Annotated in this window: 18 protein-coding genes, 1 tRNA gene and 3 rRNA genes; 7 read left to right on the top strand and 15 right to left on the bottom strand. The window is 53.8% G+C overall.

The genetic code is table 11. The features are described from left to right. The first annotated feature begins 423 nt into the window (after window positions 1–423). Window positions 424–1,332: an acyltransferase gene (locus ACQG2Q_RS25205; RefSeq protein WP_063850112.1), complete on the top strand. Its 909-nt coding sequence runs from the start codon at window positions 424–426 to the stop codon at window positions 1,330–1,332. 21 nt (window positions 1,333–1,353) lie between these two features. Here the strand turns inward: ACQG2Q_RS25205 and dsbA are convergent, their stop codons facing one another. From dsbA to ACQG2Q_RS25220, 3 genes are all read right to left on the bottom strand, one after another. Beyond that, a complete protein-coding gene (dsbA, locus tag ACQG2Q_RS25210; RefSeq protein WP_022649858.1) occupies window positions 1,354–1,977 on the bottom strand; it encodes a thiol:disulfide interchange protein DsbA in 624 nt (207 codons plus the stop codon). A gap of 27 nt (window positions 1,978–2,004) precedes the next feature. Then, the gene (locus ACQG2Q_RS25215) at window positions 2,005–2,991 is read right to left on the bottom strand and encodes a serine/threonine protein kinase (protein WP_022649859.1); all 987 of its coding nucleotides are present in this window, start codon (window positions 2,989–2,991) and stop codon (window positions 2,005–2,007) included. 75 nt (window positions 2,992–3,066) lie between these two features. Beyond that, window positions 3,067–3,336 (bottom strand): YihD family protein, encoded by a 270-nt coding sequence (locus ACQG2Q_RS25220; RefSeq protein ID WP_003861904.1) that lies wholly within the window; start codon window positions 3,334–3,336, stop codon window positions 3,067–3,069. Window positions 3,337–3,404: 68 nt separating this feature from the next. Between ACQG2Q_RS25220 and mobA the strand changes: the two genes are divergently transcribed. Continuing rightward, window positions 3,405–3,989 (top strand): molybdenum cofactor guanylyltransferase MobA, encoded by a 585-nt coding sequence (gene mobA, locus ACQG2Q_RS25225; RefSeq protein ID WP_022649860.1) that lies wholly within the window; start codon window positions 3,405–3,407, stop codon window positions 3,987–3,989. Next, complete coding sequence (gene mobB, locus ACQG2Q_RS25230; protein ID WP_063850111.1) at window positions 3,986–4,489, top strand: molybdopterin-guanine dinucleotide biosynthesis protein MobB; 504 nt, start codon at window positions 3,986–3,988, stop codon at window positions 4,487–4,489. Before mobA ends, mobB begins: the two co-directional genes overlap by 4 nt. 99 nt (window positions 4,490–4,588) lie before the next feature. Here the strand turns inward: mobB and rrf are convergent. From rrf to ACQG2Q_RS25250, 4 genes are all read right to left on the bottom strand, one after another. Further along, window positions 4,589–4,704, bottom strand: a 5S ribosomal RNA gene (gene rrf / locus ACQG2Q_RS25235). A gap of 71 nt (window positions 4,705–4,775) precedes the next feature. Beyond that, a 23S ribosomal RNA gene (locus tag ACQG2Q_RS25240) occupies window positions 4,776–7,681 on the bottom strand. 182 nt (window positions 7,682–7,863) lie between these two features. Then, window positions 7,864–7,939, bottom strand: a tRNA-Glu gene (locus ACQG2Q_RS25245). Between the two features lie 84 nt (window positions 7,940–8,023). Beyond that, window positions 8,024–9,565 (bottom strand): 16S ribosomal RNA (locus ACQG2Q_RS25250). Together the 16S, 23S and 5S rRNA genes with 1 tRNA gene alongside form the textbook arrangement of a ribosomal RNA operon. Window positions 9,566–10,015: 450 nt before the next feature. Here ACQG2Q_RS25250 and ACQG2Q_RS25255 point away from each other — a divergent pair. Then, window positions 10,016–10,723 (top strand): FadR/GntR family transcriptional regulator, encoded by a 708-nt coding sequence (locus ACQG2Q_RS25255; RefSeq protein ID WP_023298937.1) that lies wholly within the window; start codon window positions 10,016–10,018, stop codon window positions 10,721–10,723. Next, the gene (gene mdtD, locus ACQG2Q_RS25260) at window positions 10,720–12,153 is read left to right on the top strand and encodes a multidrug transporter subunit MdtD (RefSeq protein ID WP_063850469.1); all 1,434 of its coding nucleotides are present in this window, start codon (window positions 10,720–10,722) and stop codon (window positions 12,151–12,153) included. Before ACQG2Q_RS25255 ends, mdtD begins: the two co-directional genes overlap by 4 nt. On the opposite strand, the gene rbsR is transcribed toward mdtD, so the two are convergent. The 7 genes from rbsR to kup all read right to left on the bottom strand — a co-directional run bounded on the left by rbsR (window position 12,119) and on the right by kup (window position 20,505). Continuing rightward, window positions 12,119–13,111, bottom strand: a complete 993-nt coding sequence (gene rbsR, locus ACQG2Q_RS25265; protein ID WP_072202236.1) for a ribose operon transcriptional repressor RbsR — start codon at window positions 13,109–13,111, stop codon at window positions 12,119–12,121. The two genes, mdtD and rbsR, sit on opposite strands and share 35 nt — an antisense overlap. Window positions 13,112–13,114: 3 nt before the next feature. Further along, window positions 13,115–14,044: a ribokinase gene (gene rbsK, locus ACQG2Q_RS25270; protein ID WP_022649865.1), complete on the bottom strand. Its 930-nt coding sequence runs from the start codon at window positions 14,042–14,044 to the stop codon at window positions 13,115–13,117. A 108-nt stretch (window positions 14,045–14,152) separates the two neighbouring features. Next, the gene (gene rbsB / locus ACQG2Q_RS25275) at window positions 14,153–15,043 is read right to left on the bottom strand and encodes a ribose ABC transporter substrate-binding protein RbsB (protein WP_003862397.1); all 891 of its coding nucleotides are present in this window, start codon (window positions 15,041–15,043) and stop codon (window positions 14,153–14,155) included. 27 nt (window positions 15,044–15,070) lie between these two features. Beyond that, entirely contained in the window at window positions 15,071–16,036 is a 966-nt protein-coding gene (gene rbsC, locus ACQG2Q_RS25280; protein WP_063850468.1) for a ribose ABC transporter permease, read from the bottom strand. A 4-nt stretch (window positions 16,037–16,040) separates the two neighbouring features. Continuing rightward, window positions 16,041–17,546 carry a ribose ABC transporter ATP-binding protein RbsA gene (gene rbsA / locus ACQG2Q_RS25285; protein WP_063850467.1) on the bottom strand — a complete coding sequence of 502 codons (1,506 nt, stop codon included), beginning with the start codon at window positions 17,544–17,546 and terminating at the stop codon, window positions 16,041–16,043. A gap of 7 nt (window positions 17,547–17,553) precedes the next feature. Then, the gene (rbsD, locus tag ACQG2Q_RS25290; RefSeq protein WP_003862392.1) at window positions 17,554–17,973 is read right to left on the bottom strand and encodes a D-ribose pyranase; all 420 of its coding nucleotides are present in this window, start codon (window positions 17,971–17,973) and stop codon (window positions 17,554–17,556) included. 663 nt (window positions 17,974–18,636) lie between these two features. After that, window positions 18,637–20,505: a low affinity potassium transporter Kup gene (gene kup / locus ACQG2Q_RS25295; protein WP_006808744.1), complete on the bottom strand. Its 1,869-nt coding sequence runs from the start codon at window positions 20,503–20,505 to the stop codon at window positions 18,637–18,639. 222 nt (window positions 20,506–20,727) lie between these two features. Between kup and ravA the strand changes: the two genes are divergently transcribed. Together ravA and viaA are read left to right on the top strand one after the other, a co-directional pair. Next, entirely contained in the window at window positions 20,728–22,224 is a 1,497-nt protein-coding gene (ravA, locus tag ACQG2Q_RS25300) for an ATPase RavA (protein WP_022649869.1), read from the top strand. Then, on the top strand, window positions 22,218–23,669 hold the full coding sequence (gene viaA, locus ACQG2Q_RS25305; RefSeq protein WP_048966198.1) for an ATPase RavA stimulator ViaA: 1,452 nt from the start codon (window positions 22,218–22,220) through the stop codon (window positions 23,667–23,669). Before ravA ends, viaA begins: the two co-directional genes overlap by 7 nt. On the opposite strand, the gene asnA is transcribed toward viaA, so the two are convergent. Next, window positions 23,670–24,662 carry an aspartate--ammonia ligase gene (asnA, locus tag ACQG2Q_RS25310; RefSeq protein WP_003862385.1) on the bottom strand — a complete coding sequence of 331 codons (993 nt, stop codon included), beginning with the start codon at window positions 24,660–24,662 and terminating at the stop codon, window positions 23,670–23,672. Between the last annotated feature and the right edge of the window lie 142 nt (window positions 24,663–24,804).

The following is a 24,804-nucleotide window of genomic DNA, read 5'->3' on the forward strand; positions in this document are numbered from 1 at the left end:
ATTAATTTATGGGTAAAGGATGCCACAGAAGGATGAAAACATCAGGTTTTAGCGCTTTATACAGAAAAAGATTTTGCGATCGTGAAGATCGCTCGCAAAAACAAACTGTGGATAAGTTTGTGTATATTTTTAATACAGGTGAATAACAGTTCAATAAAACTGATACTGAAAAATTATTTATCAAATAAAATCAATCACTTGAAATCAGATCACTTAAGATCCCATCCCACTGATGGTTATTTAGTCTATGTGGATATAAGACGTAAGCACCCTGTCTATATAGAAAATTTCGCTGCATGGCAGGAAAAGCCGCAGCCTCTTCGTGTGAAAGCGCCCTGGTCTGTGCCAATATCTGATAAGATCGGCGCCCAGCACCGGATAGCCGGCTGCTTAATTACAGCTAACTATCTGAAAAAATTCATTATGTCGAAAATACTCGCTGCGATAACCTTATTGCTAAGCGTCATTTTAACTATTCTGGTTACCATCGCCTGTTCTGTGCCAATCATCGTTGCCGGAATAATTAAGCTCCTGCTGCCCGTCCCTCCGGTATGGCGTGCAGTGTCTGCTTTTTGTAATTTTATGATGTACTGCTGGTGTGAAGGGCTGGCGATCCTGTTGTATCTGAACCCCTGGTTAAAGTGGGACGTGCAGGGCCTTGAGAAGCTGAATAAAAAGAACTGGTATCTGCTGATCTGCAATCATCACAGTTGGGCCGACATCGTTGTATTGTGCGTGCTGTTTCGCAAACATATTCCGATGAACAAATACTTTCTGAAACAGCAACTGGCATGGGTGCCTTTCATTGGTCTGGCCTGCTGGGCGCTGGATATGCCGTTTATGAAACGCTATTCACGCAGCTATCTGATTCGTCATCCGGAACGCCGCGGTATGGACGTGGAAACTACGCGCCGTTCTTGCGAGAAGTTTCGCGCGCATCCCACCACCATAGTTAATTTCGTCGAAGGTTCGCGCTTTACCGAAGAGAAGCGCCAGCAGACTCGCTCTCCGTATCAGCACCTGTTGCCGCCAAAGGCAGCGGGTATCGCAATGGCCCTCAACGTGCTGGGTGAGCAGTTTGATAAATTGTTGAACGTAACGCTCTGCTATCCGCAAAACGACAGGACGCCGTTCTACGATATGCTCAGCGGCAAGCTGACGCGTATCGTAGTCCGCGTTGATCTGTTGCCCATCGATACGGAACTGCACGGTGATTACGTTAACGATAAAAACTTCAAACGTCGTTTCCAGCTTTGGCTCAATACACTCTGGAAAGAGAAAGACGAACAGATAGCGGAGTTAAAATCTTCATACAAAAACGCCGGTCAATGACCGGCGTTTTCTTTATGTTTGTTACTTCATCTCAACCAGGTGTTTCACGGTATCAGCGTACTGTTGTACGAAGATATCCATACTGGTGGTGTCCATACCACGCATATTTACCTGGTATTTACCGTTAACATACATCGCTGGCACGCCCTGCAACTGGAAGTCAGCGGCAGCTTTTTCCTGCTGTGCCACGAGAGATTTCACCACAAAACTGTTCCAGGCAGCGTCGTAGTCTTCACCTTTCACACCGGCATCAACAAACACTTTACGGATATCTGCCGTAGTTTGTACGGTCTGGGTTTTCTGTACGGCTTCAAACATAGGCGCGGTGATCTTATCTTCCACACCCAGCGCAATCGCAACCGCCCATGCCTGAGTCAGATCTTTACCCAATGGGCCAAGGAACTCAACGTGGTATTTCGTCATTTTGGTGCCTTCCGGCAGCTTTTTCTTCACGTTGTCAGAAACATGAAGTACCTGCTCAAACTCGTAGCAGTGCGGGCAGTAGAAGGAGAAGAACTCCAGCACCTGAGGCTCGCCAGCTACAGGCTTGTCCAGCGTAATGTACTGCTTGCCGTCGGTAAACTGCGCAGCAGTTGCGCTAAATGCCAGAATCATACCAGCCAGCGCCAGCCAAATTTTTTTCATGATTAACTCTCTCCTGGGTGTGTCCAATTAATACATCGGCGTTAATTGCAGAGGGGGTTCCTGTAGAACCTTAACCTGCTCGGTAAATGTGGATATCTGGTTGCGCCAGTAATCCTCCCCGGTAAGCCAGGGGAAATTTCGGGGAAAAGCCGGGTCTTCCCAACGCCTGATTAACCACGCGAGATAATAAACAAATCGCATCGCACGTAAAGGCTCTATCAGGGCAATTTCGTCTGAATTAAAGGGGCTAAATTCTTCATAAGCTTCAATTATGGTCTCAAGCTGCATGCGCTGCTCGGCTTTATCACCGTTCAGGAGCATCCACAGATCCTGCACCGCAGGTCCCATACGAGCGTCATCAAGATCGACAAATAGCGGGCCGTCGCGCCAGAGAATATTCCCGGCGTGGCAGTCACCGTGCAGGCGTAGAGCGGTAATATCATCCCGCCAGCAGGCTTTTACAGCATCAATAAGCTTATCGGTCGCCGTGAGGAAATTATCCTTAAGCGCCTTTGGGATCAGCGCCGATGTTTCGAATACCTCTCGCGGCTCAATAAGATATTCCTGAACACCAATCGTCGGTCGGGCAACAAACGATTTTTTACGTCCCGTCTGATGAATGCGCCCCAGATAACGGGCAACCCATTCCATCTGATCGATATTATCTGCCTCAAACTGTCTTCCGCCCAGGCTCGGAAATACCGCGTAGTAAAAACCCTGATGGGTCAGCAGCGTTTGGTTATTAAATTTGAGCGGTGCCGCAACGGGAACATCGTCATCCAGCAGATCGTGGGCAAACTGATGCTCTTCCTGAATTTGTTCTGCGGACCAGCGCTGTGGCCGGTAAAACTTTACGACAAAGCGCTGGCGCTCTTCGTCCTGAAATTGGTAGACACGGTTTTCGTAGCTGTTTAAAGGGGTTAACCCGGAATCCACCCGAATACCCTGCTCGAACAGCGCATCCATAATGGTATCCGGGTGTAGTGTCTGGAAAGTAAAAGCCTGGTCGTTCATCCGATCATCCGGAAATTATACGAATGATTCAGGATATCATCTTGTGGCGATTTCGGTGGCTCCGCTTACAAGCTTTTACTCTTTAATTACGCCTCGGGCGCGCAGTAATGCGGTTTTAAAATCCTCTTCATAATCTTTCTGAATACCAGGAATAACAGCATCTTTAGCCGAGTCACGCATTTTGAGGTGGTAGATCAGGATGTCGTCAGAAAGGTCTGCCAGTTCGCCATCAAAACCTGACTCTTTCGCCAGTTTCTGTAAAAATTGCATCAGATTCAGCTCTGGCTCTTTTTGCCAGGCCGGCTGGAGAAGCTCAATGACTTCATTAAGACGTTTACATTTCATGGTAGTGCTCCTTTCATTTAGAGAGACACGTTAGCAGGGTCAATCCCACAATAAAAGAGGCGATATTCGTGAATCAATGCCAGGAAATCATCGGGGTCGTTCTTGCCGGAGGCAGGGCAACGCGAATGGGCGGAAAAGATAAAGGTCTTCAGCTCCTGAACAACACCCCCTTATGGCAGCATGTTGCTGATACCCTGGCAAATCAGGTGTCGTCGATGGCGATCAGCGCTAACCGACATGTTGATATTTATCAGCGCAGTGGATATCCGGTTTATCAGGATAAGCTTGTGGACTACCCCGGCCCGCTGGCGGGAATGCTTTCCGTTATGCAGCAGTCGCACGGAGAGTGGTTTCTCTTTTGTTCATGTGATACGCCCTTCATCCCGTCCTGTCTGGTTGAACGTCTGGTGCAGCGGTGCGAGGGTGCTCCCGTCGTCTGGGTACACGACGGCGAACGCGACCATCCGACGATCGCATTGATTAATCGCTCGTTAATATCTGCGCTGGAAGATTACCTGGCCGCAGGAGAGCGACGCGTCATGGTATTTATGCGCCAGTCAGGAGGGCATTCCGTTGATTTCAGCGACATGAAATCGGCGTTTGTGAATGTAAACACGACGGAAGATTTGCAGATGATGCAGGAGAAGAAATGATACCCGTATTAGCGATCTCTGCCTGGAGCGGCACCGGGAAGACTACGCTGCTAAAAAAGCTGATACCTGCACTTTGCGCTAAAGGTATTCGTCCCGGATTGATTAAGCACACGCACCATAACATGGATGTCGATAAGCAGGGGAAAGATAGCTATGAGCTGCGTAAGGCTGGCGCTGCACAAACGATGGTGGCGAGTAACCAGCGCTGGGCGTTAATGACAGAAACTCCGGATGAAGCACCGCTGGATCTCGCTTATCTTGTCAGCCGGATGGATCATTCCACGCTGGATCTGGTGCTGGTTGAGGGGTTTAAGCACGAGGCTGTTGCGAAGATCCTGCTGTTCAGAAACGGTGCCGGGCATGATGTAAGTGAGTTAACGCTGGATGAACATGTGATTGCTGTGGCCAGTGACGCTGCGTTGACGCTGGAAGTACCGGTTCTGGATTTGAATAATGTGGAGGGGATTGCAGAGTTTATTTTGGCGTGGTGTGCAGTCTGAAAGCTGCCGGGTGACGGCTTCGCCTTACCCGGCCTATCGTTTTTCGACGTACAAACGCAAAAAGGCCATCCTTGCGGATGGCCTCTTCACTTGTTTGATGCCTGGCAGTTCCCTACTCTCACATGGGGAGACCCCACACTACCATCGGCGCTACGGCGTTTCACTTCTGAGTTCGGCATGGGGTCAGGTGGGACCACCGCGCTAAAGCCGCCAGGCAAATTCTGTTAATCTGTATCAGGCTGAAAATCGTGTCTGTCTCTCTTCGCCAAAACAGCTTCGGCGTTGTAAGGTTAAGCCTCACGGTTCATTAGTATCGGTTAGCTCAACGCATCGCTGCGCTTACACACCCGACCTATCAACGTCGTCGTCTTCAACGTTCCTTCAGGAGACTTAAAGTCTCAGGGAGAACTCATCTCGGGGCAAGTTTCGTGCTTAGATGCTTTCAGCACTTATCTCTTCCGCATTTAGCTACCGGGCAGTGCCATTGGCATGACAACCCGAACACCAGTGATGCGTCCACTCCGGTCCTCTCGTACTAGGAGCAGCCCCCCTCAATTCTCCAGCGCCCACGGCAGATAGGGACCGAACTGTCTCACGACGTTCTAAACCCAGCTCGCGTACCACTTTAAATGGCGAACAGCCATACCCTTGGGACCTACTTCAGCCCCAGGATGTGATGAGCCGACATCGAGGTGCCAAACACCGCCGTCGATATGAACTCTTGGGCGGTATCAGCCTGTTATCCCCGGAGTACCTTTTATCCGTTGAGCGATGGCCCTTCCATTCAGAACCACCGGATCACTATGACCTGCTTTCGCACCTGCTCGCGCCGTCACGCTCGCAGTCAAGCTGGCTTATGCCATTGCACTAACCTCCTGATGTCCGACCAGGATTAGCCAACCTTCGTGCTCCTCCGTTACTCTTTGGGAGGAGACCGCCCCAGTCAAACTACCCACCAGACACTGTCCGCAACCCGGATTACGGGTCTACGTTAGAACACCAGCCATTAAAGGGTGGTATTTCAAGGTTGGCTCCACGCAGACTGGCGTCCACGCTTCAAAGCCTCCCACCTATCCTACACATCAAGGACCAGTGTTCAGTGTCAAGCTATAGTAAAGGTTCACGGGGTCTTTCCGTCTTGCCGCGGGTACACTGCATCTTCACAGCGAGTTCAATTTCACTGAGTCTCGGGTGGAGACAGCCTGGCCATCATTACGCCATTCGTGCAGGTCGGAACTTACCCGACAAGGAATTTCGCTACCTTAGGACCGTTATAGTTACGGCCGCCGTTTACCGGGGCTTCGATCAAGAGCTTCGCGTTGCCGCTAACCCCATCAATTAACCTTCCGGCACCGGGCAGGCGTCACACCGTATACGTCCACTTTCGTGTTTGCACAGTGCTGTGTTTTTAATAAACAGTTGCAGCCAGCTGGTATCTTCGACTGATTTCAGCTCCGCCCGCAGGGGCTTCACCTACCTATCAGCGTGCCTTCTCCCGAAGTTACGGCACCATTTTGCCTAGTTCCTTCACCCGAGTTCTCTCAAGCGCCTTGGTATTCTCTACCTGACCACCTGTGTCGGTTTGGGGTACGATTTCGTGTTACCTGATGCTTAGAGGCTTTTCCTGGAAGCAGGGCATTTATCACTTCAGCACCGTAGTGCCTCGTCATCACACCTCAGCGTTAATAAGGTACCGGATTTACCTGGAACCTCCGCCTACATGCTTAAACCGGGACAACCGTCGCCCGGCTGACATAGCCTTCTCCGTCCCCCCTTCGCAGTAACACCAAGTACAGGAATATTAACCTGTTTCCCATCGACTACGCCTTTCGGCCTCGCCTTAGGGGTCGACTCACCCTGCCCCGATTAACGTTGGACAGGAACCCTTGGTCTTCCGGCGAGCGGGCTTTTCACCCGCTTTATCGTTACTTATGTCAGCATTCGCACTTCTGATACCTCCAGCACCCCTCACAGGACACCTTCAACGGCTTACAGAACGCTCCCCTACCCAACAACGCATAAGCGTCGCTGCCGCAGCTTCGGTGCATGGTTTAGCCCCGTTACATCTTCCGCGCAGGCCGACTCGACCAGTGAGCTATTACGCTTTCTTTAAATGATGGCTGCTTCTAAGCCAACATCCTGGCTGTCTGTGCCTTCCCACATCGTTTCCCACTTAACCATGACTTTGGGACCTTAGCTGGCGGTCTGGGTTGTTTCCCTCTTCACGACGGACGTTAGCACCCGCCGTGTGTCTCCCGTGATAACATTCTTCGGTATTCGTAGTTTGCATCGGGTTGGTAAGCCGGGATGGCCCCCTAGCCGAAACAGTGCTCTACCCCCGAAGATGAGTTCACGAGGCGCTACCTAAATAGCTTTCGGGGAGAACCAGCTATCTCCCGGTTTGATTGGCCTTTCACCCCCAGCCACAGGTCATCCGCTAATTTTTCAACATTAGTCGGTTCGGTCCTCCAGTTAGTGTTACCCAACCTTCAACCTGCCCATGGCTAGATCACCGGGTTTCGGGTCTATACCCTGCAACTTAACGCCCAGTTAAGACTCGGTTTCCCTTCGGCTCCCCTATACGGTTAACCTTGCTACAGAATATAAGTCGCTGACCCATTATACAAAAGGTACGCAGTCACCCCATAAAGAGGCTCCCACTGCTTGTACGTACACGGTTTCAGGTTCTTTTTCACTCCCCTCGCCGGGGTTCTTTTCGCCTTTCCCTCACGGTACTGGTTCACTATCGGTCAGTCAGGAGTATTTAGCCTTGGAGGATGGTCCCCCCATATTCAGACAGGATACCACGTGTCCCGCCCTACTCTTCGAGTTCACAGCAAGTGTGCTTTCGTGTACGGGACTATCACCCTGTACCGTCGGACTTTCCAGACCGTTCCACTAACACACAAGCTGATTCAGACTCCGGGCTGCTCCCCGTTCGCTCGCCGCTACTGGGGGAATCTCGGTTGATTTCTTTTCCTCGGGGTACTTAGATGTTTCAGTTCCCCCGGTTCGCCTCGTTAACCTATGTATTCAGTTAACGATAGTGCAACGGATTGCACTGGGTTTCCCCATTCGGACATCGCCGGGTCAAAGGTTCATATCACCTCGCCGGCGCTTTTCGCAGATTAGCACGTCCTTCATCGCCTCTGACTGCCAGGGCATCCACCGTGTACGCTTAGTCGCTTAACCTCACAACCCGAAGATGTTTCACTTCTGATTGCGAAAATTTGAGAGACTCGAACACACATGAGCTGTGTGTCGTTTCAATTTTCAGCTTGATCCAGATTTTTAAAGAGCAAATATCTCAAACATGACTCGCAAGTCAGTTTTGAGATATGACGGCAGGTGACTTTCACTCACGAACCAGCAAGTGGCGTCCCCTAGGGGATTCGAACCCCTGTTACCGCCGTGAAAGGGCGGTGTCCTGGGCCTCTAGACGAAGGGGACGTACAGTCTCAATCGCAAGACGCCTTGCTATTTACTTTTCATCAGACAATCTGTGTGAGCACTACAAAGGCAGGTTCTTTAAGGTAAGGAGGTGATCCAACCGCAGGTTCCCCTACGGTTACCTTGTTACGACTTCACCCCAGTCATGAATCACAAAGTGGTAAGCGCCCTCCCGAAGGTTAAGCTACCTACTTCTTTTGCAACCCACTCCCATGGTGTGACGGGCGGTGTGTACAAGGCCCGGGAACGTATTCACCGTGGCATTCTGATCCACGATTACTAGCGATTCCGACTTCATGGAGTCGAGTTGCAGACTCCAATCCGGACTACGACGCACTTTATGAGGTCCGCTTGCTCTCGCGAGGTCGCTTCTCTTTGTATGCGCCATTGTAGCACGTGTGTAGCCCTACTCGTAAGGGCCATGATGACTTGACGTCATCCCCACCTTCCTCCAGTTTATCACTGGCAGTCTCCTTTGAGTTCCCGGCCTAACCGCTGGCAACAAAGGATAAGGGTTGCGCTCGTTGCGGGACTTAACCCAACATTTCACAACACGAGCTGACGACAGCCATGCAGCACCTGTCTCAGAGTTCCCGAAGGCACCAATCCATCTCTGGAAAGTTCTCTGGATGTCAAGAGTAGGTAAGGTTCTTCGCGTTGCATCGAATTAAACCACATGCTCCACCGCTTGTGCGGGCCCCCGTCAATTCATTTGAGTTTTAACCTTGCGGCCGTACTCCCCAGGCGGTCGACTTAACGCGTTAGCTCCGGAAGCCACGCCTCAAGGGCACAACCTCCAAGTCGACATCGTTTACGGCGTGGACTACCAGGGTATCTAATCCTGTTTGCTCCCCACGCTTTCGCACCTGAGCGTCAGTCTTTGTCCAGGGGGCCGCCTTCGCCACCGGTATTCCTCCAGATCTCTACGCATTTCACCGCTACACCTGGAATTCTACCCCCCTCTACAAGACTCTAGCCTGCCAGTTTCGAATGCAGTTCCCAGGTTGAGCCCGGGGATTTCACATCCGACTTGACAGACCGCCTGCGTGCGCTTTACGCCCAGTAATTCCGATTAACGCTTGCACCCTCCGTATTACCGCGGCTGCTGGCACGGAGTTAGCCGGTGCTTCTTCTGCGGGTAACGTCAATCGACAGGGTTATTAACCCTGTCGCCTTCCTCCCCGCTGAAAGTACTTTACAACCCGAAGGCCTTCTTCATACACGCGGCATGGCTGCATCAGGCTTGCGCCCATTGTGCAATATTCCCCACTGCTGCCTCCCGTAGGAGTCTGGACCGTGTCTCAGTTCCAGTGTGGCTGGTCATCCTCTCAGACCAGCTAGGGATCGTCGCCTAGGTGAGCCGTTACCCCACCTACTAGCTAATCCCATCTGGGCACATCCGATGGCAAGAGGCCCGAAGGTCCCCCTCTTTGGTCTTGCGACGTTATGCGGTATTAGCTACCGTTTCCAGTAGTTATCCCCCTCCATCAGGCAGTTTCCCAGACATTACTCACCCGTCCGCCACTCGTCAGCAAAGCAGCAAGCTGCTTCCTGTTACCGTTCGACTTGCATGTGTTAGGCCTGCCGCCAGCGTTCAATCTGAGCCATGATCAAACTCTTCAATTTAAGTTTGATGCTCGTGAATTAAACTTCGTAATGAATTACGTGTTCACTCAGAGACTTGGTATTCATTTTTCGTCCGAGGACGTTAAGAATCCATGTCACTTTGAGTGCCCACACAGATTGTCTGATAAATTGTTAAAGAGCAGTGCCGCTACGTTTTCGCTGCGGCGCGGGGTGTGCATATTACGCTTCCCCGCTTCAGAGTCAAGCGTTTATTTTGCTTTTCTCTGCTGACCCGGCGGCTTGCGTGCCGTTGTTCCGTGTCAGTGGAGGCGCATTATAGGGAGTTCTTCTGAAGTGACAAGAGGTAATTTAAAAAAAGTTTCTGACCGTGTTTTTTTTCACCAAAAGCGATGAGATCAAGCTACAAATTGTTCTAATTGATGTATCTGCAACCACAATCACACCTGAGATGGCATAATTAGCCGCATCAATATTTAAGGAATAAAAGCGATGCCATTAAGCGCACAACAGCTGGCAGCTCAAAAAAACCTGTCCTATGTGCTGGCAGAAAAGCTGGCTCAGCTGATCTTAGCGGGTAAATATGCCCCAGGTAGCATCCTGCCCAGCGAGATGGAGCTGGGGGATCAGTTTGGTGTAAGCCGTACCGCCGTTCGCGAAGCGGTAAAAACATTAACGGCGAAAGGGATGGTGCTTCCACGCCCGCGCATTGGCACCCGCGTTATGCCTCAGGGGAACTGGAACTTTCTCGATCAGGAGTTACTCACCTGGTGGATGACCGAAGATAACTTTAATCAGGTCGTCGATCACTTTCTGGTCATGCGCAGCAGTCTTGAGCCTCAGGCCTGTCTGCTTGCCGCCACGCTCGGCACAGCAGAGCAAAAAGCGCAGCTCAATACTTTTATGGAAGAGATGGTGGATCTGAAAAAGCACTTTAACCGCGAGCGCTGGATAGAAGTCGATATGGCCTGGCATGAACATATCTATAATATGAGCGGAAATCCTTTCCTGACCTCCTTTGCTTCTTTATTCCATTCTGTGTACCACACTTACTTTGCCTCTATCACACAGGATGAGGTGGTGAAGCTGGATCTGCATCAGGCGATAGTCGATGCCATTCAGGAAAGCGACGGGCAGCGAGCCCTGAGTGCGTGCCAGGCGTTGCTGGCCGCGCCAACCCACCAGCAGGTAAATAAATGACAGAGAAAAAAGCACGCAGTATGGCCGGATTGCCGTGGATTGCAGCCATGGCGTTCTTTATGCAGGCACTGGATGCCACTATCCTCAATACCGCCCTTCCCGCAATAGCCCAAAGCCTTAACCGCTCCCCACTGGCGATGCAATCCGCCATCGTCAGTTATACCCTGACGGTGGCGATGCTCATTCCGGTCAGCGGCTGGCTGGCCGATCGTTTCGGCACGCGCAAAGTGTTTATGCTGGCGGTGACGCTGTTCACCCTCGGTTCTCTGGCTTGCGCCCTTTCTACCTCTCTGACGGAACTGGTTATCTTCCGCGTTCTACAGGGGATAGGCGGCGCGATGATGATGCCCGTCGCGCGTCTGGCGTTATTGCGCGCCTATCCGCGCAGCGAACTGCTCCCGGTGCTCAACTTTGTGACTATGCCGGGGCTGGTCGGCCCGATACTTGGCCCGGTTCTCGGCGGCGTACTGGTGACCTGGGCAAGCTGGCACTGGATCTTCCTGATTAATATTCCGATTGGTGTGGCAGGGCTAATCTATGCCCGCAAATATATGCCGAACTTCACCACACCACGACGCAGCTTCGATATGGGCGGCTTCTTCCTGTTTGGCCTGAGCCTGGTCCTGTTCTCCAGCGGGATGGAGCTGTTTGGCGAGAAAATCGTAGCGACGTGGCTGGCGCTGGCCATCATTCTTAGCGGTATTCTGCTGTTCCTTCTATATATCCGTCATGCGCGTCGCCATCCGACACCGCTTATCTCTTTATCTCTGTTTAACACCCGAACGTTTTCCGTCGGGATCGCGGGCAATATTGCCTCGCGTCTGGGCACGGGCTGCGTACCGTTCCTGATGCCGCTGATGCTCCAGGTCGGTTTCGGCTATCCGGCCCTGATTGCTGGCTGCATGATGGCCCCCACAGCGATGGGCTCAATTCTGGCAAAATCGACGGTCACGCAGGTGCTGCGCTGGTTTGGCTATCGTAAGACGCTGGTTGGCGTGACGATCTTTATTGGATTGATGATTGCGCAGTTCTCCCTGCAATCTGCGGCGTTACCCATCTGGATGCTGATCCTGCCGCTGTTTGTGCTGGGTATGGCCATGTCGACGCAGTTTACGTCGATGAACACCATCACCCTTGGGGACCTCACCGACGAGAATGCCAGCAGCGGCAACAGCGTACTGGCGGTCACTCAACAGCTGTCGATCAGCCTCGGGGTTGCCATGAGCGCGGCGGTACTGCGGTTTTATGAAGGGTTTGACGGTACAAATACCGTTGAGCAGTTCCACTATACCTTTATCACCATGGGCGCGCTTACCGTGGTATCGGCGGTGGTCTTTATGTTGTTAAAACCAAAAGACGGCCGGAACCTGATTAAAGAGCGTCATAAAGAGAAGGCTAAACCGAACCGCGTTCCATCAGAACAGGAGTAAGCTGCAAACGTTGCTGTTGCAGCGTGGGCTGAGCCATGCGGTGGATCAACACATCGATAGCCAGCTCACCCAGTTCATCCTTCGGCTGATGAATGGTGGTCAGCGGCGGCGTCATGTAGCGCGCCAGTTCGATATCATCATAACCGACGATCGCCATGTCGTCCGGAACACGTAATCCCGCCTGATACAGCGCCTGATAAGCTCCGAATGCCATCGCATCGTTACCGATAAACACCGCCTGCGGGCGCGGCTCTTGCGCCAGCAGTTTCTGCATTGCTTCAAATCCACCGTTAAATTCGAAATCGCCGGTGATGCGATAGCCATCAGGAATGGCAAGCCCCGCCCGTTCCATGGCCGAAAGATAGCCTTCCAGACGCAAGCGCGCCGGGGTTTTATCCAGCGGGCCGGTAATACAGGCGATGCGGGTATGGCCTTTATCTATCAGATGCTGGGTCGCCATATCGCCACCCAGCAGCGAGTTATCCTGGATCAGATCGCTGGTGCCATCGAACGGCGCCCAGTCCATCATGACCGTAGGAATAGAAGGGTAGCGCTGAATGATCTCTTTCGAGGGTTGATGCGTTTCGGTACAGAGCAGCAGCAGCCCGTCGACGCGTTTTTGCATCAGCGTCTCCAGGTTTCGGTTCATGCGCTGCTCATCGCCTTCGGTATTGCACAGCACCAGGCTGTAGCCGCGCTCGAAGCAGCTGCGCTCCACGCCGCGCACCAGTTCAGAATAAAAAGGGTTGGTACTGGCGGTGATCAGCATGCCGATGGTGCGCGTCTGGTTAAGCTTCAGGCTGCGGGCCAGCGCAGACGGCGCATAGTTGAGTTCTTTAATTGCAGCGTCAACTTTCTCCCGAATCGCCTCGCTGACGAAGCGATCCTTATTGATAACGTGGGAGACAGTCGAGGTAGAAACGCCCGCCATACGGGCGACATCTTTCATTGTGGCCAAGCGTTACCCCTGCTGACTTAAGAATTCATCAATCTCTTTACGCCATGGAACAGAAGGCTGAGCGCCTTTACGCGTTACCGCAATCGCGGCGGCGGCATGCGCGAAGCGAATCGCGTCATCCATTGCTTTTCCTTCCAGCAGCGCCGTTACCAGCGCACCGTTGAAGGTGTCACCTGCGGCGATGGTATCAATGGCTTTGACCTTAAAGCCCGGTACGCGACGGCCTTCGCCATTGACGCTAGCCCACACCCCACGGCTGCCGAGGGTGATGATCACGGTGCCGATGCCTTTATCATGCAGCGCAAGCGCGGCACGCGCGGCATCGTCATCATTTTCGACACGGATACCCGTCAGCTTTTCCGCTTCGGTTTCGTTCGGGGTGATGATATCCACCAGCGCCAGCAGCTCGTCTGATAATACACGGGCAGGCGCCGGGTTAAGTACGACAGACGTATGATTTTCATGCGCAATTTTCGCAGCGGCCAGCACGCTTTCAACCGGTGACTCCAGCTGCATCAGCAGGGCTTCCGCTCCGGCGATGATCCCACGCTGCGCTTCGACGCGTTCAGTCGTTAACGCGGCATTAGCCCCCGCATGAATACCGATGACATTCTCACCTTCCGCATTGACGAAAATCAGCGCCACGCCGGTAGATTCCCCTGCAACCACGCTGACGGGTGCGATGTCGATTTTGTCGCTTGCCAGCTGTTTGCGTACGCGCTCGCCGGTATCGTCATCACCCGTACAGGCGATAAACGCGATATTTGCCCCGCTGCGTCCGGCGGCAACTGCCTGGTTTGCACCCTTACCGCCGAACGCGACCTGATACTGATTGCCGGTGACGGTTTCGCCCGGAGTGGGGAACGTTTCAAGGTTAAGAATGTGATCGGCATTGATACTGCCAAGGACGACGAGGTTGCCTGCGGTTTTCATGTATTGAGGTGTCCATCTGAGAGCGCCACCGGTATTACCCGGTGGCGTATGCCACACTTTTCTTTTATTTGGTGTCCCTCAGGCAGCCAGCGACTGCCTGAATCGCCTTTACTGCTTAATGACCAGTTTCAGGTCAACAGGATATTTGGCCTGAACTTTTTCGCCCTTCAGCACTTTATCGGCAGTTTGCACGCCAGTCGCGCCAATCTGCTCAGGCAGCTGAGCGATGGTCGCAGCCAGTTTGCCATCATTTACTGCTTTTTCACCATCCGGCGTGCCGTCAAATCCGACAACCATCACATCTGATTTACCCGCAGTCTGGAGCGCACGCAGCGCACCGAGCGCCATTTCGTCGTTCTGTGCGAATACCGCCTGCACATCAGGATGCGCGGTCAGCAGGTTCTGCATGACGTTCAGACCCTTTGTACGGTCGAAGTCTGCCGGCTGGCTCGCCAGCACGTTAAATTTGTGCGCCGCTACAGCCTGCTGGAAACCTTCACCACGTTCACGGGCCGCGGAAGTCCCGGCGATACCCTGCAACTCGATCACTTTCGCGCCTTCACCTGCTTTCTTCGCGATGTAGTCACCGGCGATTTTACCGCCCAGTACGTTATCAGACGCAATATGGCTAACAACGTCGCCTTTGGTCGCCTGACGGTCCAGGGTGATTACCGGGATCTTCGCCTGGTTTGCCATCTTCACGGCGTTACCGACCGCGTCGGAATCGGTTGGGTTGATCAGCAGGATTTTGGTACCACGAACGGTTAAGTCCTGAACGTTAGCCAGCTCTTTCGCCGGGTTGTTCTGAGAATCCAGCACCACCAGGTTGTAACCCAGTTTGTCTGCTTCTTTCTGCGCGCCATCCTTCAGGGAGACGAAGAACGGGTTGTTCAGGGTAGAGACAACCAGCGCGATGGTGTCCTTCGCCATGGCGTTAGCACTTACGGTTGCGCTCAGCGCGACAGCAGAAACCAGGGTAGCCAGTTTTTTCATGTTCATATCTAAGATGTCCTGTAGTGTCGTCAGTTACTGTTTTTTGTTGTCTACCAGTACCGCCAGCAAAATCACCACTGCCTTAACGATCATCTGGTAATAGGAGGAAACACCTAACAAATTCAAGCCATTATTCAGGAAACCGAGGATCAGTGCGCCGATCAATGTCCCAACAATGCGACCTTTACCGCCCGCAAGGCTCGTACCACCCAGAACCACTGCCGCGATGGCATCCAGCTCATAGCCCGTACCCGCCGTTGGCTGAGCGGAAGAGAGGCGCGCCACTTCGATGATGCCCGCCAGAGATGCCAGCAGACCGCACAGGGAGTAAACGATAATTTTAACTTTGTTGACGCTAATACCGGACAGACGCGTTGCCGATTCGTTACCGCCCAGCGCATAAATATAACGACCCAGACGGGTATGATGCAGCATGTACCATGCCGCCAGGAAGACGATAGCCATAATCCAGACTGGCGTCGGGATACCCAGCGGGCGTCCGATACCAAACCAGCCAAACAGATCGGCGTTTTCGGTAAAGCCGGTATTCACCGGGCTACCGTTGGTGTACACCATGGTGACGCCGCGCAGCAGCAGCATCATCACCAGCGTGGCAATAAACGCCTGTACGCGGCCTTTTGCCACAATCACGCCGGTTACCGCGCCAATTGCCGCACCTGCCACCAGCGCAGCAGCAACGGCCACCAGCGCGTTGACCTCAATACCGACAATCGACGCGGCAATCGCACCGGTGAGCGCCAGCAGGGAACCGACGGACAGATCGATACCCGAGGTCAAAATCACCAGCGTCATCCCCACCGCCATAATGGCGTTGACGGAGGTCTGCTGAAGAATGTTGAACAGGTTATTGACGGTAAAAAAGTTCGGGCTCATGGTCGAGACAATCGCGATCAGCACCAGCAGGGCAATCAGCGATTTTTGTTCCATCAGCCATGCCTTTGTGAAATAGCGGCGACCAGAAACAGCCTGGGTAGTCATCTTCTTACTCCTGATTCACGCGATTAAGCTTGCCCACAGCGGCAGCCATCAGAACTTCCTGGGTGGCCTGCTCGCGAGTGAATTCACCACCGAGATGCCCTTCATGCATGACGATAATGCGATCGCTCATGCCTAATACTTCTGGCATCTCGGAAGAGACCAGAATCATGCTCAGACCGTCGGCCTTGAACTGGTTAATCAGCTGATAGATCTCTTTTTTCGCGCCCACGTCAACGCCGCGAGTTGGCTCATCGAGGATCAGTACTTTCGGGCGCGTCATCAACCCGCGGGCAATCGCCACTTTCTGCTGATTACCGCCGGACAACAGGCCAATCGCCTGCTCCATCGATGGGGTTTTAACGTTAAAGAGACGGATAAAATCGCTGACCGCCTGCTGCTCATCTTTGTGTTTCAGGCTGCCGCCGCTGCGGCTGAAATAGCGTAGCGCGGTCAGGGACATGTTCTCTTTTACCGACATGCCCAGCACTAAGCCGTCACGCTTACGGTCTTCGGAGATATAGACAATGCCGTTCGCCAGGCCATCCTGCGGCGAGCGGGTGACCACCTCATGGCCGTCAAGGGTAACGTAGCCGCTGGTGCGCGGCAGTGCGCCATAGAGCACTTTCATCAGTTCGGTACGTCCCGCGCCCATCAGGCCCGCGACGCCAAGGATCTCGCCCTTGCGCAGGGTAAAGGAGACGTCATCCACGCCCGGCCCGCAGAGGTTATCCACCTTCAGGCGGATCTCTCCTGGCGCTTTGTCCAGACGCGGATACTGGTCTTCGAGCTTACGTCCCACCATCATTTCAATCAGCGAATCTTCGGTCAGCGTGGCCACTTCACGCTCGGCAATGAACTGCCCGTCGCGGAAGACGGTGACGTCGTCGCAGATCTCGAAAATTTCTTTCATGCGGTGAGAGATATAGACAATGCCGCGCCCCTGGGATTTCAACTCACGGATCACGCGGAACAGGGATTCGGTTTCGGTATCGGTCAGGGCGTCGGTCGGTTCATCCATAATGATGACCTTCGACTCGAAGCTCAGCACCTTCGCGATCTCCACCATCTGCTGATCGCCGATGGAAAGGTCGCCCACCAGTCGGTCGCTCTTAAAGCGCAGATTCAGCTTCGCCAGCAGTTTGTCCGCTTCGGCATACATGGTTTTCCAGTCGATTTTGCCAAACCGGTTCACGAACTCACGGCCGAGGAAGATGTTCTCCGCAATGGTGAGCTGCGGGATCAGATTCAGCTCCTGGTGGATGATGCCAATGCCCGCTTCCTGAGAGGATTTCGGGCCGTTGAAGGTGGTCTCTTTACCCAGCCACAGCAGCGAACCGGCATCGCGTTGATAGATACCGGTCAGCACTTTCATCATGGTGGATTTGCCCGCGCCGTTTTCGCCCACCAGCGCCATTACGCGCCCGGAATAGACGTTCAGCGCCGCGCCGGAGAGGGCTTTAACGCCCGGGAACGACTTATCGATCCCTTTGAGTTGCAGTAATGCGTCCATGATGGCCTCAGAAGGTGACGCCAGCACAGAGAATGATATTCGCATACGGGGAACACTCCCCGCTGCGAATCACCGCCTGACTGTCTGCGGTTTGTTGTTTGAACTGCTCGTGCGTTGTGTAACGAATTTCTATGGTGTTTCCCTGGTGCTGTTGCAGTTGCTCAATGTGGCTGAGCAACGTTTCGTGGAGTTGCGGATTATGTTGTTTGATTTCCGCCGCGAGAATGGCCGCCTCAACCTGCATCTCCGCCGTCACGACTTCCAGTACCTGCATGAACGAGGGTACGCCCTGCGTTAACGCCATATCGATACGGGTTGTGCTGCGCGGAACCGGTAAGCCTGCATCGCAAACCACCAGCGTATCGGTATGCCCAAGACGGGAAATTACCGATGATATTTCTGAGTTGAGTACTGTGCCTTTCTTCATTTTTTGCTCCACTAGCGAAACGTTTCGCTAAAAACAGTGTAGCCGCAGAAGTGTTCAGAAAACCATCATGACGTAACGGATTTGTGATCGGCGTCGAAACGTTTCGCTAAGTGAAATGCAAAGGAGGTAAATGCAAAACGGTAACCGTCAGGTTACCGTTTTTTATGTTTGCGCCCTCTCCCTGTGGGCTGAGGGTTCCCCACAAATTAATGCGAGCACTGAGCAATCCCCTCGCCCCTCCGGGGAGAGGGTTAGGGTGAGGGGAACATACGGCGGTGGTGGTCATTCCGTTCACTTTATGTTCCTTGCTACTCTGTAACGACATGACCGGTGAACGTGCCAGGGTGGCTCAGTCGCCACCACCCTGGCGACCCGGGCTCCCGGCGGTAAATCGCCGCTTCGCGGTGCCCTCGGCTTATTCCTTCCGGCTTATCGGGTACGGGCGGAGGCAACGTCCCTGTAAAGCCGCCCTCTCGGCGCATCCCTGCGCCTCGCCCCGGCCGGAAGGCAAACGCCTCAGCGATTTACAGCCGGACCAGGGCATCGCTGACAGCCCTCAGTCATTTAGAAAGCAACTTTATTGCTTCTGCATAAAAAAATTACTGGGGATCCCTCAGCCCTGTGGGAGAGGGGCTGGGTGAGGGCATCAGGCCGCACTGAGAATTAAATCTCGACCTGCGTCCCCAGCTCAATCACGCGATTGGGCGGGATCTCAAACTGGTCAGGCGCACGCAGGGCGTTACGTTGCAGGATGAGATACAGCTTACCGCGCAGACGCAGATACCATGGGCGCTTGCCGATGATCAGCGACTCGTGGGACATAAAGAACGATGTCTCCATCATGCGGCAGCTCAACCCTTCCAGACCGCAGCGGTGGAATACCTCTTCCACATTCGGCGTTTCGCGCCAGCCGTAGCTTGCCACCACGCGCCAGAAGGTTGGCGACAGCTGCTCAATCTGTACGCGTCGCACATTGTGAACATACGGCGCATCTTCGGTACGCAGCGTCAGCAGGATCACGCGCTCGTGCAGCACTTTGTTGTGCTTAAGGTTATGCATCAGCGCAAACGGGATCACGTTCAGCGCACGAGACATATACACCGCCGTACCCGGCACTCGCACCGGCGGGGATTTCTCCAGCGAGGCGATCATCGCCTCCAGAGAATTACCGTGCTCATGCATACGACGCAGCAGGCGGAAACGTTCGCTCTTCCACGTCGTCATCACGATGAACATCACCAGACCCAGCGTCAGCGGCAGCCAGCCACCGGAGACAATCTTATCGAGGTTCGCAGAGAACAGCGGTACGTCGATACAGAGGAAGCCAACCAGGATCAGCCCCACGAGGAACTTATTCCAGTGCCAGTTACGGTACGCCACGGTGGTGGAGAGAATAGAGGTCAACACCATCGTTCCGGTTACCGCGATACCGTACGCCGCCGCCAGGTTACTGGAGTGCTCGAAGCTGACGATAACAATCACCACCGCGAAATAGAGCAGCCAGTTGACGAACGGAATGTAGATCTGACCTGACTCCATCTCAGAGGTATGGATAATGCGCATCGGCGAGAGATACCCCAGACGCACGGCCTGACGCGTCAGGGAGAATACGCCGGAAATGACAGCCTGAGAGGCAATGACCGTCGCCAGCGTCGCCAGGATCAGCATCGGAACCAGCGCCCAGTCCGGCGCCAGCAGGAAGAACGGGTTTTTAATCGCTTCAGGATGGGCAAGCAGCAGCGCGCCCTGGCCGAAGTAATTCAGCACCAGTGAAGGCAGAACAACGCTAAACCAGGCGACGCGAATTGGGAGTTTCCCGAAGTGGCCCATATCTGCATAAAGCGCTTCAACACCGGTAATGGAAAGCACTACCGCGCCCAGCGCCACAAACGACACCACTTTATATTCCAGGAAGAAATGCACCGCCCACATTGGGTTCAGCGCGTGCAGGACATCCGGGTTGGCAATAATACTGCGTAAGCCCAGCGCCGCCAGGATCAGGAACCAGGCCAGCATAATAGGCGCGAACAGCTTACCCACCAGCCCGGTACCGTGTTTTTGTATAGCAAACAGCAACGTCAGCACGATAATAGCGAGTGGCACCACCCACGTATCAAGCTGAGGCGCGACAATCTCCAGCCCCTCTATGGCCGACATCACCGAAATCGCTGGCGTAATCACGACTTCCCCATAGAAGAAGCTGCCGCCAATCAGGCCAATGATGACCAGCACGGAGGTCATTCTTGCAGACGTATTGCGCCCAGCAAGGGACATCAGGGTCAGAATACCGCCCTCGCCCGCGTTATCAGCCCGCATAACGAAAGAGAGATACTTAAGGGAGACCACCAGGATCAGCAGCCAGAAGATGAGCGAGAGGAAACCAAATACGGCGTCACGCTCTACACCAAAACCAAACTGACCGGACAAACATTCACGAAGCGTATAAAGCGGGCTGGTGCCGATATCACCGTAGACAACCCCGATCGCTGCAAGCGTTACTGCGGGTAATGATTGCTTATTATCAGTGCTCATAGACTAGTCTTTTCGTTTGAATAACAAATGTGTGCTTAGTCCCTTGGCCCACAAAAAGCGCACAGTATGCACGATTCAATGCAAAATCGTACCCCTAAATGCAGCCGCATTAATGTAGCGCAAAGAAAATAGCGCCGCACTTCAGCCTATTACCAGGCCAGACCGAAACGTCTATACTCGCTTCAATTAGCCGCCACGACGGCGAAAGGATGCAAAACTATTATGGCTCACTCACATTTATTAGCAGAAAGAATTTCCCGCCTCAGCAGTGCGCTGGAGAAAGGCCTTTACGAGCGTAGCCACGCCATTCGCCTCTGTTTACTGGCGGCGCTGAGCGGGGAAAGCGTGTTTCTGCTGGGTCCGCCGGGCATTGCCAAAAGTCTGATCGCACGCCGCCTCAAATTCGCTTTCCAGAACGCTCGCGCATTCGAGTATTTGATGACGCGTTTCTCCACGCCGGAAGAAGTTTTCGGCCCGCTCTCCATTCAGGCGTTAAAAGATGAGGGACGCTATGAACGTCTGACGGCGGGCTATCTCCCGGAAGCGGAAATCGTCTTTCTTGATGAGATCTGGAAAGCCGGCCCGGCCATTCTGAATACCCTGCTGACGGCAATCAACGAACGCCGCTTCCGCAACGGCGCGAGCGAAGAGAAGATCCCCATGCGGTTGCTGGTGGCCGCGTCTAACGAACTTCCCGAAGCCGACAGCAGCCTGGAAGCGCTGTATGACCGCATGCTGATCCGCCTGTGGCTGGATAAAGTCCAGGACAAATCGAACTTCCGCTCAATGCTGGTAAGCCAGCAGGACGAAAACGAAAATCCGGTGGCACCATCATTACAGGTCACGGACGAAGAGTATGACCAGTGGCAGGAAGAGATAGGCAAAATTAAGCTGCCCGATGCTGTCTTTGAGCTGATCTTCATGCTGCGCCAGCAGCTTGATTTATTGCCCTCCGCGCCGTACGTCTCCGACCGTCGCTGGAAAAAAGCCATTCGTCTGCTTCAGGCAAGCGCCCTGTTCAGCGGCCGCGATGCTGTCGCCCCCATCGATCTGATCCTGCTGAAAGACTGTCTGTGGCACGACGCAGAAGGGATGAATCTGATGCAGCAGCAGCTGGACGTTTTGATGACCGGGCACGCGTGGGGTCAGCAATCCATGCTTAATCAACTGGGGGCGATTGCCCAACGTCGTCTTCAGCTTCAGCAGCAGCAAAGTGACAAAACCGCGCTGAAGGTGAACCGTCTTGGCGGGATGTTTGCCCGTAAACCGCACTATGAACTGCCAGCCGAGCTGACTGACGCCTCGCTCACGCTTCTTCTTCAGCAGCCGCTGAAGCTTCATGATATGCAGGTGGTGCACGTGACGATCGAACGCGTTGCGCTGGTTCAGTGGCTGGATAAGGGCGGCGAGATCCGCGGTAAACTCAACGGTATCGGCTTTGCACAGCCGCTGTCGATGGAAGTCGACAGCAGCCAGCACCTTGTGATCCGCGACGTCAGCCTTCAGGGATCGCGCCTGGCGCTGCCGGGCACGGCCTCTGACAGTCTTCCGGAGGAGATCAAACAGCAGCTCGAAGCGCTGGATAACGAATGGCATCAGCAGCACACGCGCTTCAGCGAGCAGCAGAAATGCCTCTTTATCCATAGCGACTGGTTAGGTCGCATTGAAGCCAGCTTGCAGGATGTCAGCGCGCAGATTAAACAGGCGCGTCAATGCTAACGCTGGACACGCTTAACGTCATGCTGGCGGTTAGCGAGGAAGGGTTGATCGAAGAGGTCGTCATTACCCTGCTCGCTTCACCGCAGCTGGCGGCCTTCTTTGAAAAATTTCCGAAGCTCAGAAAAGCAATGACGGACGATCTTCCCCGCTGGCGCGATAACCTGCGCCAGCGGTTTAAGGAGACGGAAGTCCCGCCGGAACTGACAGAGGAAGTGGCTGGTTACCAGCAGTGCCAGCGGCTTTCAACGCCGCAGTTTATTGCCCAGCTACAGCAAACCCTGACGCTGCTAGATAACGTTCACTCCCCGTTTGCCAGCCAGGCCAGAGCGCTGGTCACGGACAACCCCAGCTTTACTCCCGCCCTGCATACGCTGTTTTTACAGCGCTGGCGGCTCAGTCTTGTCGTTCAGGCCACCTCTCTCAACCAGCAGTTGCTGGACGAAGAGCGCGAACAGCTGTTAAGCGAAGTTCAGGAGCGGATGACGTTAAGCGGCCAGCTAGAACAGGTGCTGGTGGAGAATGAAAACGCCGCCGGTCGACTCTGGGATATGAGTGCCGGTCAGTTAAAACGTGGCGATTATCAGTTGATCGTGAAGTACGGCGACTTTCTGGCACAACAGCCGGAGCTGATGAAGCTTGCTGAACAGCTTGGTCGTTCCCGGGAGGCCAGGTCAGTTCCAAAGAAAGATGCGCCGATGGAAACCTTTCGTACGCTGGTACGCGAGCCGTCCACCGTACCGGAGCAGGTGGACGGCTTACAGCAAAGCGATGATATCCTGCGCCTGTTGCCTACGGAACTCAGCACGCTGGGAATGACCGAACTGGAGTATGAGTTTTATCGCCGTCTGGTGGAAAAACAGCTTCTTACCTATCGGTTGCATGGCGAAGCCTGGCGCGAAAAAATCAGCCAGCGCCCGGTGGTGCATCAGGACTTTGATGAGCAACCGCGCGGTCCATTCATTGTTTGCGTAGATACGTCCGGATCGATGGGGGGATTTAACGAGCAGTGTGCAAAAGCGTTCTGCCTGGCTCTGATGCGCGTGGCGCTCGCCGATCGTCGTCGCTGCTACATCATGTTATTTTCCAGCGAAGTGGTGGGGTATGAACTGACCAGCCCACAGGGGCTGGAGCAGGCGATCCGCTTTTTAAGCCAGCGCTTTCGCGGCGGCACCGATCTGGCCAGCTGTTTTCGCAGCATCATTGAGCGCATGCAGGGCGGAGACTGGTACGACGCGGATGCGGTGGTGATTTCCGATTTTATTGCCCAGCGGCTGCCGGACGACGTCGTGAATAAAGTGAAGGAGATGCAGCGCGTGCATCAGCACCGCTTCCATGCCGTGGCGATGTCTGCACATGGAAAACCCGGCATCATGCGCATCTTCGATCACATCTGGCGCTTTGATACCGGGTTGCGTAGCCGCCTGCTCAGACGCTGGCGACGTTAATTAAAGAAGAGAACCGACGCTCTCACGTACCTGCTGCGGCCAGACCCCACACTGTACCTGGCCAATATGAGAGAGTTGCAGCAGCAGCATGGTCAGACGAGACTGGCCAATACCACCGCCGATGGTCTGCGGCATTTCACCGCGCAGCAGCGCCTGGTGCCACTCCAGTTGCAGACGATCTTCATCACCGGTCACGGCCAGCTGACGCTTCAGTGCTTCAGCATCCACGCGGATCCCCATCGAAGAGAGTTCAAACGCATCTTCCAGAACCGGGTTCCAGACCAGAATATCGCCGTTCAGACCGGCATATTCGCTCTCGCCCACGGTGCTCCAGTCATCGTAATCCGGCGCACGGACGTCGTGACGTTTACCATCAGACAATTTCCCGCCAATGCCGATCAGGAATACCGCGCCCAGCTCTTTGGCGATCGCGCGTTCACGGCCTTTGGCATCCAGATCCGGGAAACGGCTCAGCAACTCCTGGCTGTGAACAAAGTGGATCGTTTCCGGTAGGAACGGTGCCAGACCAAACTCTTTGCTCACGGCCGCTTCGGTCGCTTTGATCCCGGCGTAGATCGCCTCAACGGTGGATTTCAGTGTACCGACGTGACGCTCGCCGTCACCCATTACGCGCTCCCAGTCCCACTGGTCAACGTAGACAGAGTGAATGGGGGAGAGGCGGTCTTCATCGGGGCGAAGGGCTTTCATATGCGTGTAAAGCCCTTCGCCCGCGCTGAAGTCGTGTTGTCCCAGGGTTTGACGCTTCCACTTCGCCAGGGAATGAACCACTTCGAACTGGGCGTCTGGCAGTGTTTTCACTTTTACCTGTACCGCTTTTTCGCAACCAGACAAGTTATCCTGCGTCCCGTCACCCACGCGGCTCAGAATCGGCGCCTGCACTTCAATAAGGCCAAGCTTCTCTTCCAGCTGGCGAGAAAAATGGGATTTAACGAAACTGATCTGGCGTTGTTTTGCGATGTAAGCGGTTTTCATTATTTATACTCCTGCGTCCTGTTAATACTGATTAAGCAACAGAACAGGCACTTAATTCAATAACCAATCAACAAAAAGTCACCTTCACTTTTGATTCGTTAAAATAAGGCGCTAGAATAGAAGGAATCATTAATCTTCATAA

It is taken from the genome of Enterobacter cloacae complex sp. 370H10 (genome assembly GCF_050031535.1).
Lineage (GTDB): Bacteria > Pseudomonadota > Gammaproteobacteria > Enterobacterales > Enterobacteriaceae > Enterobacter > Enterobacter intestinihominis.

Excerpts from the sequence above, each read along its gene's own strand:
- rbsK (WP_022649865.1), bottom strand. The coding sequence starts at position 14,044 with ATGAAAACCGCAGGCAACCTCGTCGTCCTTGGCAGTATCAATGCCGAT.
- asnA (WP_003862385.1), bottom strand. The coding sequence starts at position 24,662 with ATGAAAACCGCTTACATCGCAAAACAACGCCAGATCAGTTTCGTTAAA.
- ACQG2Q_RS25215 (WP_022649859.1), bottom strand. The coding sequence starts at position 2,991 with ATGAACGACCAGGCTTTTACTTTCCAGACACTACACCCGGATACCATT.
- kup (WP_006808744.1), bottom strand. The coding sequence starts at position 20,505 with ATGAGCACTGATAATAAGCAATCATTACCCGCAGTAACGCTTGCAGCG.
- rbsA (WP_063850467.1), bottom strand. The coding sequence starts at position 17,546 with ATGGACGCATTACTGCAACTCAAAGGGATCGATAAGTCGTTCCCGGGC.
- viaA (WP_048966198.1), top strand. The coding sequence starts at position 22,218 with ATGCTAACGCTGGACACGCTTAACGTCATGCTGGCGGTTAGCGAGGAA.
- rbsB (WP_003862397.1), bottom strand. The coding sequence starts at position 15,043 with ATGAACATGAAAAAACTGGCTACCCTGGTTTCTGCTGTCGCGCTGAGC.
- ACQG2Q_RS25205 (WP_063850112.1), top strand. The coding sequence starts at position 424 with ATGTCGAAAATACTCGCTGCGATAACCTTATTGCTAAGCGTCATTTTA.
- rbsD (WP_003862392.1), bottom strand. The coding sequence starts at position 17,973 with ATGAAGAAAGGCACAGTACTCAACTCAGAAATATCATCGGTAATTTCC.
- rbsC (WP_063850468.1), bottom strand. The coding sequence starts at position 16,036 with ATGACTACCCAGGCTGTTTCTGGTCGCCGCTATTTCACAAAGGCATGG.
- ACQG2Q_RS25220 (WP_003861904.1), bottom strand. The coding sequence starts at position 3,336 with ATGAAATGTAAACGTCTTAATGAAGTCATTGAGCTTCTCCAGCCGGCC.
- dsbA (WP_022649858.1), bottom strand. The coding sequence starts at position 1,977 with ATGAAAAAAATTTGGCTGGCGCTGGCTGGTATGATTCTGGCATTTAGC.
- ACQG2Q_RS25255 (WP_023298937.1), top strand. The coding sequence starts at position 10,016 with ATGCCATTAAGCGCACAACAGCTGGCAGCTCAAAAAAACCTGTCCTAT.
- ravA (WP_022649869.1), top strand. The coding sequence starts at position 20,728 with ATGGCTCACTCACATTTATTAGCAGAAAGAATTTCCCGCCTCAGCAGT.
- mdtD (WP_063850469.1), top strand. The coding sequence starts at position 10,720 with ATGACAGAGAAAAAAGCACGCAGTATGGCCGGATTGCCGTGGATTGCA.
- mobB (WP_063850111.1), top strand. The coding sequence starts at position 3,986 with ATGATACCCGTATTAGCGATCTCTGCCTGGAGCGGCACCGGGAAGACT.